Consider the following 13,604-nt stretch of genomic DNA (forward strand, 5'->3'; position numbering starts at 1 on the left):
CACATCGGCGTCCAAATAAAAAGGGGGAAGAGCTTCCCCCATGCTATTAACGTTGTTTACTCAACGCCCTCAATCTTGTCCTCGACCTCTTGATAGAGTTGCCGCAGCAGTTCCAGATTGGCTTCACTGGTCTGCCAATAGCCGCGTCCGTGAAGTTCGAGGAAGGTGCTCACCATTTTGCGGAAGGAGTGGGGGTTGGTATTCAGAAGCCGCTGCCGCATCTGCTCATCGAGAATAAACGTGGCATTCGCCTCCTCATAAACCCAGTTATCCACAGCTCCTGCGGTGGCCGACCAGCCCATTGTGTTGACTAGTCGCTTCGAGATCTCGCGCACCCCTTCGTAGCCGTGGGAGAGCATCCCTTCATACCACTTGGGATTCAGGAGCTTGGTTCGGCTGTCGAGGCGAACGGTTTCCGAGAGCGTCCGCACTTGGGCATTGGCTGTGGTGGTATCGGCAATATAGGCCTTGGGTTGCTTGCCATCGCTGCGCAGTGCCGCCACCAGCTTGGTCGGATCTGAGTCAAAGTAGTGGCTGACATCGGTGAGGCTAATTTCTGAGGAGTCGAGATTCTGGAAGGTTACATCCACGGTTTTGAGGGCGGTTTCAAACAAATCCCGCGCCTGCTGCATCGTCCCCGGAGAATCTGCCGAGAAGGCAAAGGACTTACGGGAGAGATACATATCCTGAAGTTCCGACTCCTGCTCCCAAGAGCTATTTTCCACCGCTAGGTTGACATTCGCCGCGTAGGAACCGGAGGCATTGGTGAAGACCCGTGTGGCCGCTTGGCGCAGGTCAATCCCCAATTCTGAAGCCTGTTGCAGGGCGTGCTTGCGGATAAAGTTTAGCTCAAGGGGTTCATCGGCTTCGGCAGCCATCTTGATGGCACGGTCAATGAGCGCCATCTGGTTGATAAAGAGATCGCGGAAGACCCCAGAACAGTTGACGACAACATCAATGCGTGGCCGCCCCAGCTCTTCTAGGGGGATGAGTTCCACTTTGTTGACCCGTCCCAAGGAATCGGGTAAAGGACGTGCCCCCACTAGCCAGAGCACTTGAGCAAGGGACTCGCCATAGGTTTTGATATTATCTGTGCCCCAGAGCACCATGGCGATGGTTTCTGGCCATTGGTTGTTGTTTTCCGCTTTTTGCCGCGCTAGAAGGCGATCGACCACAACTTTGGCAGACTGCACAGCAGCGGCAGTGGGAATGGCTTGGGGATCCAAGGCGTGGATATTTTTGCCCGTCGGCAAGACCTCAGGATTGCGAATTGGATCGCCACCGGGGCCGGGGAGAATGTACTCGCCTTCAAGGGCTTGCAGCAGTGCCCCCAGTTCATTGTCGGCCACAATCTGCTGTAAACAGAATTCGAGGTATTCCATCAGGGGCTTGAGGGCAGCGGCATCCACTTGGGTATAGCCTGCACCATGGAGGGATTCAATCCACGGCTCTTTGCGCCCCATGTTAAAGAAGTTCAGCTTCGAGACCCGCGACACACGACCCTCGGCATCGGCTTGGGCTTGGACGAGGGCACTGACGGCAGCACGGGTCGCCTCGTTAATCTGGCGCAGCAGTTCAACATCCGCCAGTACCCCGCGATCGCTATTTTGATAAATCTCATCAATGTCCCGCCCTAGACTCTCGGCAATGAGCCTGGGCAAGCTCTTAATGCCGTCCTCAGAGCGATCCAAGCTGGCAATATTGACCAAGGTAGCCACTGCTTCTTCCGTTGTCGGCGGTTTGCCAATTACGTGCAGGCCACAGGGCAGGAGGCGGCTTTCAATTTCCATCAGCTTGATATAGACCTTGCCCACGAGGGTATCGCGCTCCTCGGCAGTGAGATCTGCCGCGTCCTTAGCGGGGAGAGCCACATCCTGATCGAGATTGACTAGGCGGCACTTGTCCATGATCGTGTTGACAATCTGAACCCCCCGACCGCTATCTTTCAGGGTTTGGTAGGAACCAATGAGATCGCTGAGTTCCCGCAGCCCTTTGTAGAGGCCGGCATTTTCCGCGGGGGGCGTGAGGTAACTAATCGTGTTGGCATAGCTGCGGCGTTTGGCAATGGTGGCTTCGGAGGGGTTATTGGCAGCGTAGTAGTAGAGGTTGGGAATACAGCCAATGAGATTATCGGGGTAGCAATCCCCAGACATGCCCATCTGTTTGCCCGGCATGAACTCCAAAGAACCGTGGGTGCCAAAGTGGAGCACTGCATCCGCCTGCCAAATGTGGTTGAGGAAGGTGTAATAGGCAGCAAAGCCGTGGTGGGGACTGGCAGAGCGAGAAAAGAGCAGCCGCATGGGATCCCCTTCGTAGCCAAAGGTGGGCTGCACGCCAATAAAGACGTTGCCGTAGGCTTTGCCGTAGATGAGCAGGTTTTGGCCGTCACTGTTCAGGTGCCCTGGCGGTTTGCCCCAGTTTTCTTCAAGGCGCTTGGCGTAGGGGGTGAGGCGCTCGTATTCCGGCACGCTCATGCGGTAGGCAATGTTGAGTTCAGGACTCCCCACTTGGGCACGGGCATCGTGGAGAATTTCCTGCATCAGGGCTTCGGCACTCTCGGGCATGTCCTGCACGTCATAGCCGTTGTTTTTCAGGGCTTCCATGACTTTGTAGATGGAGCCAAAGACATCCAAGTAGGCGGCGGTGCCAACATTGCCTTTATCCGGCGGGAAGCTAAAGATGGTGATGGCGACTTTCTTTTGCACCTTGGGTTTGCGGCGCAGATTGGCCCACTTCAGTGCCCGCTGTACGATCATTTCGACGCGGTCTTGGAGGGCGATCGCCTTACCGGTCATGCCATCGCGACCGGAAAGAATAATTGGCTCAATGGCACCATCCAGTTCCGGTAGAGCAATTTGCAGCGCCACTTGAATCGGGTGCAGCCCCAGATCGCTGTCTTCCCATTCCTCAGTGGTTTGAAACACCAAGGGCAGTGCCACCATGTAGGGACGGTTGAGTTTTTTCAGTGCCGCCACAGCTTTGGGATGATCCTGCTTGGCAGGCCCCCCCACAAGGGCGAATCCCGTGAGAGAGACAACGGTATCAACAATGGGTTTCTCAGGGTTGACGGGATCGTAGAAAAATTTTTCTAGGGGCGTCGAAAAGTCCAGCCCACCAGAGAAGACGGGAATCACCCGCGCCCCTTGGGATTCAAACTCTTGCACAATGGCGACATAGTGAGCGTCATCACCGGTGACAAGGTGGGTACGCTGCAACAGCAGGCCAATGGTGGGCACGAGAGGGTCTTTGAGATCAGCGCCAATATCGCGGCGACTGTTGAACCAGTTGAGGTACTCCTTAAGATCCTCAAACATTTGCGGTGCAAGGGGGTGCCAAATACCGGTGTCGGGGTAGGTGACCGGTTCTTGGTAGCTGAGGTTGCTGTTTGGCTGACCTTTGAAGACGTAGCGATCGGCCAGCATGAGGAGGAAGTTTTCTAGGTTCTCTGGCGACCCGCCCAGCCAATACTGGAAGCTGAGCATGAAGTTGCGGGCATCCTGAGCCTTGTCAATGGGGAGGTACTTCAGCACTTGGGGCAGGGTTCGCAGGAGTTTGAGCATGGCATCTTGGAAGCCGGCACCTGACTTCTCCTTGCGCTTTTTCATGAAGTTGGCAATGACGCTCTTGGATTGGCCAATCTGAGCCAAGGAAAAGCTGCCCATTTTGTTGAGGCGCATCACTTGGGGCAGCGAGGGGAAGACAACCGCTACATCCAAGCGATCGCGATAGGGCTGAACCGCCTCGACCACCTTATCCGCTAAGTCCTCAATGAAAATCAGGGAGGCGATAAACACATTTGCCCGCGCCACGTCCTCACAGAAGGCGGCATAGTTTTCGGGATTGCGCAGTTCCTCAAGGAGATAGCCACTGATTTCAATGGCCACCTGTGGATGGGTATCGTTAATGCTGCGAACCGCTGCCGACAGCGCGCTCTGGTATTGGGCTTCAAGTACCACATACACCACTCGCAACAGCGATCGCCCATTTAACGCCGCTGGCGCGATATGCCGAATCGTGGACTTGACGTGGGTGAACATGCGTTCAAACTCCTTGTAACGATCGAGACCAAACCCCAAGGGGGATATACCTTTTGTGGTTGTAGCAGAAAATCAAGCTGGCAAGCGACTTTGCGGTTCTGTGGTAACAAATTGCAAAGTATTGCTACCTAAGTATTAAAACTTATTACAGGACTGGATCGCTGGGAAATCAAGGGCACTAGACAACCGTTTTCCAATCGCCACGTGCGATCGCTAATCTCTCGCAATTCAGTGGCCTCATGGGTGACCACAAGCAGGCTCCAGTGTTCCTTGAGGCGGCGCAGCACCTGTACCAATTGGCGGCGCATTGACCAATCCAGACCCGCTGTGGGTTCATCGAGCAAGAGCAGGTAGGGTTGGCGCACCAGTTGCACAGCAAGCGCGAGGCGACGCTGCTGACCACCGCTCAAGGATTCGGGGCGGGTGTGCAAAGGCAAATGATCGAGACCCACATCGGCAAGGGCGCGGTAAAAGTTTTCGTAGGGAATTTCTGGGTGGCCAAAGCGCAGCTCTTCGAGAATGGTACTGCCACAGAAGTAGCGATCTGGGAACTGAAAGACCAATCCGGCCAACTGTTGTAAATGATCGGGTGTGAGAACCTGATCCTGCCATCGAATGATTCCCCGACTGGGGGTAGCCAAGCCCGCTAAAATCTCTAGTAGGGTGGTTTTGCCGGATCCACTGGGTCCGATAATTAATCCCAGTTCAGCCATACCCAAGTCTAAATTAATGTCCCGCAAAATGGGCTGGGGGGTGGCGGCGGGGTGGTAGCTGAGATGGTGAACCGAAAACAAGATGCAGACTCCGGAGGTAACGACCGTGCAAACACGTCAACTGCGCCTGTGGCAACGCTTTGCTCTCTATCTTAGTGGAGCGATCGCCCCCTGGGTACTGAGTACCGCTGCCCTTGCTGGGGATCCTTTCCGTACGGGCGCTCAAGCACGACCCATTTCCGATCAAACGGAAGCTGTCTTTGTTGCCCTCTTTCGCGATGGCAACTATGTCAAAGGTAAAGAGTTACTGCCGGCGGCCTTGGAGCGCGATCGCCAAGAACCCCTAACCCTGACCTTGGCTGCTGCCATTGCCTATCTCAATGAGGATTGGGCAGGGTACAAACGCTACGCTGAGGAGACCCTGCGCGCTGCCCAAGCCCTCACGAGCCGCGATCGCCTGAGGGGAAATCTCTATCAAGCCGTGGGGCATTTCCTGATGGCCGGCTATGAAATTTCCGATGCCGGATCGGGGCCTGTGGCTGGTGCCCCTGCCGCTCTGTTGCGGGTACAGCGGGTTCTCGATCATGTGGGGCGAGCCGAAGCTGTCAATCCTCGCGATCCGGAATTGAATCTTGTTCGTGGCTTTATGGAGTGGGGTATTGCCAGTAATGTGGGCTTTGTCAGCATGGATCGGGCCATTCAAACCCTGCAAACCTACGCCGCTCCCAATTACCTGAGTTATCGAGGCTTGGCCTTGGCCTATCGCGATCGCAAGCAATGGCCGCAAGCCTTAAACGCAGTTGATCAAGCCTTGGCACTTGCCCCCAACAATCCAGAACTCCTTTATCTGAAAGCACAAATTTTGGCCGCCAGTGGCAACCGATCGCAGGCACAGCAATATTTCCAGCAAGCCCTAGCCAAACAGAGCCAATTGCCGCGAGGGATTCGCGAGGAAATTCAGCAGTTTAGCCGTCGCCTTTTGCCCCAAGGCTAGGTTGTTGGCTCAGACAGCAGCTTTGAAATTGGCAGCTTGGCAATATCTGTGCCGAGCAGGGGCTGAACCTGTTCCAAAATAGCGCAAATTTCTTTGCGGCAGTTCCACTGAGGGATTTTGCCATAGCGAAGCGTCAGTTGCGTTAAAACTTCCAGCGCATAATCAGGAAAGTCCAGTGCATCAGCAATTGCCGCCAGTTTTAGCAAGTGGCTAGGGCTCTGTAGGTGCTGGTTTTGCTGCTGTTGACTCTCATTGAGCAAATCCCGCAGGTAAATTGCATCGGCCCATAGCAGTTGACCCCCTCGCCGTTGGGAGTGAAATGGGGAAACGTAGCGCGGTAATCGGCACCAACCATCATTGGTGAGTAGGTCAAAGAGCACAAAGCCTTGAGCGCGCAAATATGCATCAATATCCCCAAAGAGGGGTTGCCCTCTGTAAACCTCCGAAAACTCAACTTCAACTATGATTGCTAAAGTACTGGCTGCCAGAAGCCGCTCACCGCCTTGCAACACATCTAGATCTGCACCTTGGACATCCACTTGCAGGACATCTACGCTCTCAAGGCCTTCAGCTTGGGCAAATGCGTCAAGGGTGGTTGTTTCCACCTGAACACTTGCCGCTACATCCAAGCCAGGATTAAATCCTTGAAATCGCGATGTGTAGCTCAAATTTGGTGGATATAAAGAACTGCAATGAATGGCGTTGGTAATGTAAAGGGTTGATTCTCCCACCTCTTTGCCCAACGTCAGCGGATAGTGACGCTCAAACCACGTAATTCCTTGGGCGGCTAAGGCGGTATTGGCCTCATCACAGGCGTCGGCATCCGCATCAAAACCATAAATTCTGAGATTGGGGGCAAAGATATGCCATGGAGATTGGGCATAATCATCCTCATGATAGATTTTGCGAGAGCCAACGATGCACAGCGTTAAAGAAAGCGGATCGAGCTTGCCTGCCGCTTTTAGCGTATTGTTAACGAGTCCCATAGCAACGTAGAATTCCTGCAACGTCAACGACAATTCTGAATTGTGCCCCAGCGAAGACTGTCTTTTGCTCAATCATCGCCACCTTGGTAAAGCGAGCGATCCAAGAATGTTCACCCCCTTGGCTCCCCAAGATTTCAGTCCTCGTGATAGGTTAACGGTGAAAATGCGACAGGATGCAGGACTATGCACACCAGAACCAAAGGGGAATCGCTTGTCCGCTGACTGGATGTGCGTAAGGCCTACCGTCAGCCCAACGGTCAGGTCACTAGCATTTTTGGTTGCGCCTACGTCTGGGTTTGAGGGTGTTCCATCTTTGGGAAAAGGGCTGTACCGCTCCTGTGCGACGATAAATATAAGCAGCCAAAAATCTGGAGAACTTCCCTCACCCGATGATTGATGAACTATTGGAACTCTCGCCCAACTGGGGACTGGATACCCTGTTGTTACTTGTGGTGTTGTTGGCACTCGAAGCGGTTCTCTCAGCGGACAATGCGATCGCCCTAGCGGCCTTGGTACGAGGCATCGAAGACTTAGATGCACAACGGCGGGCACTCAATCTGGGACTGGCCATTTCTTACGTTTTTCGCATTGGCCTGATTTTCACAGCGACTTGGGTCTTGCGGTTCTGGCAGTTTGAGTTGGCGGGGGCACTCTATCTGCTGTGGTTATCGGCAAAGTACTTTTTCTTTACGACCGAGCCAGAACATGAACACGAGCGGGTGATTCGTTCTTTTTGGCAGGCAGTCCCCCTATTGGCCTTAGCGGATTTGGCCTTTTCCCTCGATAGCGTGACAACGGCGATCGCCCTGTCGGATGAGCGTTGGCTGGTATTACTCGGCGGCACGATTGGCGTGATTATGCTGCGCTTTATGGCGGAGCTATTTATCCGCTGGCTAAAAGAATTTCCTCGACTTGAGGATGCGGGCTATTTCACAGTGATGCTGGTGGGTCTGCGGCTGCTCATTCGCGTGATTAATCCCCAGCTGGTACCCTCGGACTGGGTGATGATTAGCCTGATTGCCCTTTGCTTTACGTGGGGCTTTTCCAAGCGGGAGGTGGAGGAGCCAGACACCCCCCCAACCCTTCCCAAGTCAACCCATGAACCTACATCTCATACACCCAAGAGGTGAAGGCCGGCTCCCAAGGCACCAGTTCCTGCGTCTGGAACCAGAGATTGATTTCCCGCTCAGCATTTTCGGGACTGTCGGAGCCGTGAATTACATTCCGTCCCACATCTACAGCAAAATCGCCCCGGAGCGTTCCTGGCTCCGCATTGAGGGGATTAGTGGCACCAATCAGTTTGCGGGCATTGGCAATCACCCCCCGGCCTTCCCAGACCATGGCCACCACCGGTCCAGAGGTAATGAAATTCACTAGCCCCGTAAAGAAGGGCTTATCTTTGTGTTCGCCGTAGTGCTGCTCTGCCAATTCGCGGCTGACCCGCATCAGTTTGAGGCCGACCAGTGTGTAGCCTTTTTGTTCAAATCGTTGGATAATCGTCCCCACTAGCCCACGCTGAACGCCATCGGGCTTAATGGCTAGAAATGTCCGTTCCACGCAGTCTGTCCTCTGCTCGATCTACAGGATTGATTTTACGGTTTTCGGGGGTCGGATGCCGCTACCACTGTACCAAGTTGATGCCTTTACCCAAGAACCCTTTCGGGGTAACCCGGCGGCCGTATGTGTCCTAGGGACGTTTTTTGAGGATGCAACCTTGGCGGCGATCGCCCGCGAAATGAATCTTTCAGAAACGGCTTTTGTCGTACCGCTGGCCAGTGGCTTTCACCTGCGCTGGTTTACCCCTGTGGCAGAAGTGGATCTCTGTGGTCATGCCACCCTCGCAACAGCCCATGTCCTCTGGCAGCATCAAGGGGTGGTAGGGGATCTAGAATTTCACACCCGCAGCGGTCTCCTGTGTGCCCAGCGCCTTGGGGATTGGATCGCCCTTGATTTTCCGCAGCAGCCCGTAATGCCCCTTGCGGATCAGCAGGTGCAAGCCTCAATCATTGCAGCGCTCGGGACACCACCCATATTTATGGGGCAAGCGGGCAGCGATCTGCTGGTGGATCTGGTCGATGCCAGTGCTGTAGCCCAGTTGAAACCCGATTTTGACCAAATTGCCCGCCTGCCTTGCCGAGGATTGATTGTGACCGCCCAGGCCAATGGCGCGGAATATGACATCGTCTCCCGTTTTTTTGCCCCCCAACTGGGCATCCCTGAGGATCCGGTCACTGGCTCGGCGCACTGTAGCTTGTATCCCTACTGGCGAGCAAAACTGGGGAAGGACAAGTTATTGGCCTATCAAGCCTCAGCGCGGGGGGGCGTGATTAAAATTCACCCCCACAGGGGCGATCGCCTGCGGCTATTGGGTCAGGCGGTTACGATTTTCGCTGGCGAACTCCTGCTTTAGAATTCAATCCCCGGCTGGGCTTTAACGCCCTGTTCGCGAAAGGGATGCTTGACAAGGGTCATTTCCGTCACCAGATCTGCGGCGTCAATCAGGGCTGGGGGAGCACCGCGTCCGGTGAGAATCACATGGGTCATTTCTGGCTTGCGGGCAAGTCCCTCGAGCACCTGTGCCACAGTTAAGTAGTCCAGCTGGAGGGCGACATTAATTTCATCGAGCAGTACCAAGCGGTACTCGGGGTTGGTGATGTAGCTCAGACCCAGCTCCCAAGCCGCTTGGGCACAGGCGATATCCCGCTGGCGGTCTTGGGTTTCCCATGTAAAGCCCTCCCCCATCGCATGGAAGGCCAGTTGGTCTGACCAATGGCTAAGAACCGCTTTTTCCGCTGGCTCCCACGCCCCCTTGATAAATTGAATAATTGCCACGCGATAGCCATGCCCCAAGGAACGCAGCACCATGCCCAAGGCTGCTGTGGTTTTGCCCTTGCCGTTGCCCGTATGGACAATAATGAGACCTTTTTCACGGGTGCGCTCCGCGAGGCGTTGCGCCTGCACGGCTTTGCGCTGCTGCATTTTTTGGCGGTGCTGTTCGTCAGTGAGCATGGGCTAGCTGGCAAGGTACTCGTGAATATCGCCGCGGCGTTTGCGGAGTTTGCTGAGGGCCTCCCGCTCAATTTGCCGCACCCGCTCGCGACTAATGTTGAGCAGTTCGCCCACTTTGGCAAGGGTGAGGGGCTGGCCGTTTTCTAGGCCAAAGCGTAGGGAGAGCACATGGCGTTGCTGCGGGGTCAGATCCGCCATCAGCCGTTCAAGGTCACTGCGCAACGAGGATTGAGCGGCAAACTCCTCCGGTGAAATGGACGGATCCTCGAGCAATTCCCCCAACTCCGTATCCTGATTATCGCCGACACGGACATCAAGGGAGAGGGGTTGTCGCGCCCGTTCGAGATATTCCCGCACTTGGGCAGGGGTTAATTCCAGTTCTGCCGCCAGTTCATTAATCGTGGCAGCGCGACCGAGGCGTTGGGACAGTTGTCGCTGGGCTTTTTTGATTTTGTTCAGCTTTTCAGTGATGTGGATGGGCAGACGGATCGTGCGCCCCTTTTCAGCGATCGCCCGTGTAATGGCTTGGCGAATCCACCAGTAGGCATAGGTGGAGAAACGATACCCCTTGGTGGGGTCAAATTTTTCTACCCCCCGCTGCATCCCGATTGTGCCCTCTTGGATTAGATCAAGCAGATCCACATTGCGCTTGATGTACTTTTTGGCAACCGAAACCACCAGCCGCAGGTTGGCCTCCACCATTTTGCGTTTGGCGCGCTCGCCATTTTCGATAATTGTCTCTAATTCTGCTTCACTCATGTTGGCGGCGGCGGCCCATTCAGCACGGGTAGGTTCACGGTTGAGTTCTGCCGCGAGCTTTTCGCGAATCTCGTTCATGGCGCTAAGCTGCTGCACCTGTTTGCCGTAGATCACTTCCTGTTCGTGGGTGAGCAATGGCACACGGCCAATCTCCCGTAGGTAAGTGCGCACTAAATCTTTTGAAGTATCCATAGTCCCTATCGCTCGTTCTCAAGGTTGACAGCAGTGATTCGTCCAAGGCCTAGGAATATCGTTTTCTCTATAGGATGGGCGATCGCCCCTGCTAAAGATCGCGGCCAAGCCAACGGTGCTTTAACAGCGTTTTCGTAGATACGTTACATATATTAAGAATCTTAACATTTCTAAATCTGTTCATCGGAATACTAACACCGACCTTTGGTGGTTCTTAATCTTTTTTTTATATTTACCCCATTGAAAAATCTCTATGAATTTTGAAAATATAGATGGAGTTAATAAATCTTTGGTTCACGCCTCAGACCTACTGAAGAGTTATCCATTCTTGCGGCTAGGGGTATGCAGTCGCGTCTTAGGAATGAGACGTATTTTCTTGGAGTAGGGATTTAATTTGTGCTAACAACTGCCCCAGTTTCCCCTCCTCAAAAAGGGCATTGATCAGGGCTAGCCCGCTGGTGGATAGGAGCAGTTTATTGAGATCAGCAGGGGTGCCCCCGTTGGCAAAGGTATAAATTTTGGCATCGCCAATCACCCCCGGTTGCGGGGCAAGGGCTTCGAGAACTTGTGGCAGTTGCGGTGCCAGTTCTGGCCAGAGGGCTGTAATCACTTGAGCTGTCAAGTTAGCGTTGCTAATCACATTTTTGGCCGCGAGCATGGCCTCCATCCCTTCAGCTTCAGCAAGGGCTTTATCACGGTTGGCCGCCGCAAGGGTGCGAATCGCTTCCGCCTCCAGTTCCGCTGCCTGTTGGGCAATTTCCGCTTGCCGCCGCCGCCGAAAGGCATCAATTTCCACAACGTTTTGCTCTAGCACCCGTTTTTCAGCCGCTTCCCGCTCTGCGGCAATAATCGCTAGGTTTTTCTGGCGATCGGCTTTTTCCACTTCGATGGCGGTGGTGACCGCAGATTCTGCCCGTGCCCGCTCGGCTTCGGCAATCAAACTTTCTTTTTTCTTGGTGGCAACGGCGATCGCCACATCCTCTTGGGCAAGACGCGCTTGACGCTCGGACTCCGCAATGGCCACCTGTGCTTGCAAACGGTTGGCCTCCACCTGCTGCTGGCGACTGATCTCGGCGATTTCTGCCTCCTGCTGTTGCTGGGCTTGCGTTACCTTCAGGAGTTTATTTTTTTCCTCCAGTTCAATGCTGGCCTCGATTTCCTTCTGTTGGATGGCAAGTCTTTTGCGGATTTCTTCTTCCTCAACCGCTTGGGCTTGGAGCAACTTTGCCCGCTGAATCGCGGCTGCCTCTGCTGCTTTGGCCTCCTCAATTTCCCTTTCCCGCTGCGCTTTTAGGGCTTCCACCTTCAGGCGTTGGCTTAACAGTGCCGCTTCTTTTTCCTCTTCAATTTGCAGGGAGCGTTTTTGGGCATCCAGTTCCTTTTGTTCGATCGCGACCCGGGTTGAGAGTTCGACTTCCCGCTTTTGTTGAATCGAGCGTTGAATCGTTTCTGTGCGCAGCCGCACCCCCTGAGCATCAAAAAAGTTGTTTTCGTCGTAGGTGTCACTCTCTTGGACTTCTGAGATGGCAATGTTGTTGAGGGTGAGTCCAACTTTTTGCAGATCCTGCTGCATCAGGTTGAGTACCTCTTGGGCAAACCCTAGTTTGTCGGAGTCAATTTCAGCCAAGGACTTGTGTTTTGCAGCTGCGCGAATGGCATCGTCCGCCCGTTTTTCAAGGGCATTCTTGATGTCTTCGGGGGTAATGCGGTTATTTTGGGAAAGGCGAGCGGCGGCAGTGAGGACATCCTCTTCGGTGGCATTGATGCAGACATAAAAGGTGACCCGCATATCAGCCCGCAGATAATCTTGGGTACGCACCGCCAATTTGCCCGTTCGCTCTACGTCAATGGAGATTTCCCGCAGCGGTACCCGTGTCAACTCATGGAACCCCGGCAGGGCAATGCAGCCACCATTGAGAATGACTGTTTTTTTCTTAACAAAAATCCCCCCCGTGCGCACAAAGGCTTCGTTGTTGGGGGTAATGACATAGACGCGCGTGTAAGCCCAAATGCTCAGGAGCAGTAAAATCACAATGCCGGCAATCACACCGGGAAAAAAGAGCAGCCCACCCAGATTACCCATGACAATGGGGGGAGACTCCACCAGTACTGTGGCTTTGGTTTGGGTGCGGGGAGGTGCTGGCAATTCTGGTGTCGGTAATGCCTGCAAAAATGTCAGCCAGTAAAGCATAGAACTGCCCCCTCAGCGTTAATTTCAGTGTGGCATTTTGGGGGCGATCGCCCGCTATTTTTAAGGGTTCTTTAATTCGCTGGAGCCACTTCAGTGGTTGAGGCCACGGCGGCATCTTTGCGCTTTTTCTTCTCTGTGACTGTCACAGGTCGCATTTCAATATGGTTGAGCAGTGTCGTGACAAAGGCAAAGAGCAAAAAGGGCAAGGTTAAGACCAAAATTAGCCCCCCGACCAGAAACGCCTGCACGGGATTGTTGTAGAGGGTGAGGGATGCGGCCAAACCAATAAAGATCACAATCAGCCAAACAATGACTTGGCCATAAATATCTCCGAAGGTGAGGGTGCAGACGAAACGGTATTTTTGTAAGCTGTTTTGTAGTTCATTGGCCATAGGGGCTATCCTCGCGGCGTATGCTGAACAGTTCCAGTTAAAAAATAAGCTTTTGGCTCAGGGGGAGTAAAACGGAGGTTGCGTGACAGGGTTGGCAAGTACAGAGAAACGAGGGTACCTGAATTTTAGAAAACCTGCCCCCAAGATTAAAGCCCTTGCAACAAATGTACAAACTTTGGTTAGAAAAAGCGGGCACGGGCATTGGACAGCCCTTTTCTAACATTGGGATCCACCAAACCCGCCTCTCTGATCGTGGCTTTCAGAAGCTGGCGTGTCTTCTCTCGGTGTGAAAAGGGCTGTAATATGACAGATTGTATCAAAACTGCACCGA

General features: G+C 53.9%; 11 protein-coding genes. 3 read left to right on the plus strand and 8 right to left on the minus strand.

Annotated features, from left to right (window positions below):
* Nucleotides 1–56: 56 nt before the first annotated feature.
* Together RHH81_RS12375 and RHH81_RS12380 are read right to left on the minus strand one after the other, a co-directional pair.
* The gene (locus RHH81_RS12375) at nucleotides 57–4,037 is read right to left on the minus strand and encodes a magnesium chelatase subunit H (RefSeq protein ID WP_206200426.1); all 3,981 of its coding nucleotides are present in this window, start codon (nucleotides 4,035–4,037) and stop codon (nucleotides 57–59) included.
* Nucleotides 4,038–4,165: 128 nt separating this feature from the next.
* The gene (locus RHH81_RS12380; protein ID WP_206200427.1) at nucleotides 4,166–4,831 is read right to left on the minus strand and encodes an ABC transporter ATP-binding protein; all 666 of its coding nucleotides are present in this window, start codon (nucleotides 4,829–4,831) and stop codon (nucleotides 4,166–4,168) included.
* 25 nt (nucleotides 4,832–4,856) lie between these two features.
* On the opposite strand from RHH81_RS12380, the gene RHH81_RS12385 reads away from it, so the two are divergent.
* Nucleotides 4,857–5,744, plus strand: coding sequence for a Sll0314/Alr1548 family TPR repeat-containing protein (locus RHH81_RS12385; RefSeq protein ID WP_310453788.1), 888 nt, complete (start codon nucleotides 4,857–4,859; stop codon nucleotides 5,742–5,744).
* Here RHH81_RS12385 and RHH81_RS12390 read toward each other — a convergent pair.
* Nucleotides 5,741–6,730 (minus strand): FkbM family methyltransferase, encoded by a 990-nt coding sequence (locus tag RHH81_RS12390; protein ID WP_310453789.1) that lies wholly within the window; start codon nucleotides 6,728–6,730, stop codon nucleotides 5,741–5,743. The two genes, RHH81_RS12385 and RHH81_RS12390, sit on opposite strands and share 4 nt — an antisense overlap.
* A 389-nt stretch (nucleotides 6,731–7,119) precedes the next feature.
* Here RHH81_RS12390 and RHH81_RS12395 point away from each other — a divergent pair, with 389 nt between their 5' ends.
* Nucleotides 7,120–7,860, plus strand: coding sequence for a TerC family protein (locus RHH81_RS12395; RefSeq protein WP_206200430.1), 741 nt, complete (start codon nucleotides 7,120–7,122; stop codon nucleotides 7,858–7,860).
* Here RHH81_RS12395 and ndk read toward each other — a convergent pair.
* Nucleotides 7,835–8,287 (minus strand): nucleoside-diphosphate kinase, encoded by a 453-nt coding sequence (ndk, locus tag RHH81_RS12400; RefSeq protein WP_302677370.1) that lies wholly within the window; start codon nucleotides 8,285–8,287, stop codon nucleotides 7,835–7,837. The genes RHH81_RS12395 and ndk overlap by 26 nt on opposite strands.
* Nucleotides 8,288–8,342: 55 nt before the next feature.
* On the opposite strand from ndk, the gene RHH81_RS12405 reads away from it, so the two are divergent.
* Nucleotides 8,343–9,140 (plus strand): PhzF family phenazine biosynthesis protein, encoded by a 798-nt coding sequence (locus RHH81_RS12405; RefSeq protein ID WP_225901590.1) that lies wholly within the window; start codon nucleotides 8,343–8,345, stop codon nucleotides 9,138–9,140.
* On the opposite strand, the gene cobO is transcribed toward RHH81_RS12405, so the two are convergent.
* The 4 genes from cobO to RHH81_RS12425 all read right to left on the minus strand — a co-directional run bounded on the left by cobO (nucleotide 9,137) and on the right by RHH81_RS12425 (nucleotide 13,273).
* Complete coding sequence (cobO, locus tag RHH81_RS12410) at nucleotides 9,137–9,739, minus strand: cob(I)yrinic acid a,c-diamide adenosyltransferase (protein ID WP_206200433.1); 603 nt, start codon at nucleotides 9,737–9,739, stop codon at nucleotides 9,137–9,139. The two genes, RHH81_RS12405 and cobO, sit on opposite strands and share 4 nt — an antisense overlap.
* A 3-nt stretch (nucleotides 9,740–9,742) precedes the next feature.
* Nucleotides 9,743–10,690, minus strand: coding sequence for an RNA polymerase sigma factor, RpoD/SigA family (locus RHH81_RS12415; protein ID WP_206200434.1), 948 nt, complete (start codon nucleotides 10,688–10,690; stop codon nucleotides 9,743–9,745).
* A 355-nt stretch (nucleotides 10,691–11,045) separates the two neighbouring features.
* Entirely contained in the window at nucleotides 11,046–12,881 is a 1,836-nt protein-coding gene (locus RHH81_RS12420; RefSeq protein WP_310743124.1) for an SPFH domain-containing protein, read from the minus strand.
* A 71-nt stretch (nucleotides 12,882–12,952) separates the two neighbouring features.
* A complete protein-coding gene (locus RHH81_RS12425) occupies nucleotides 12,953–13,273 on the minus strand; it encodes a hypothetical protein (protein ID WP_206200436.1) in 321 nt (106 codons plus the stop codon).
* Nucleotides 13,274–13,604 lie beyond the last annotated feature (331 nt).

It is taken from the genome of Thermosynechococcus sp. PKX95 (assembly GCF_031583295.1).
Taxonomy (GTDB): Bacteria; Cyanobacteriota; Cyanobacteriia; order Thermosynechococcales; family Thermosynechococcaceae; genus Thermosynechococcus.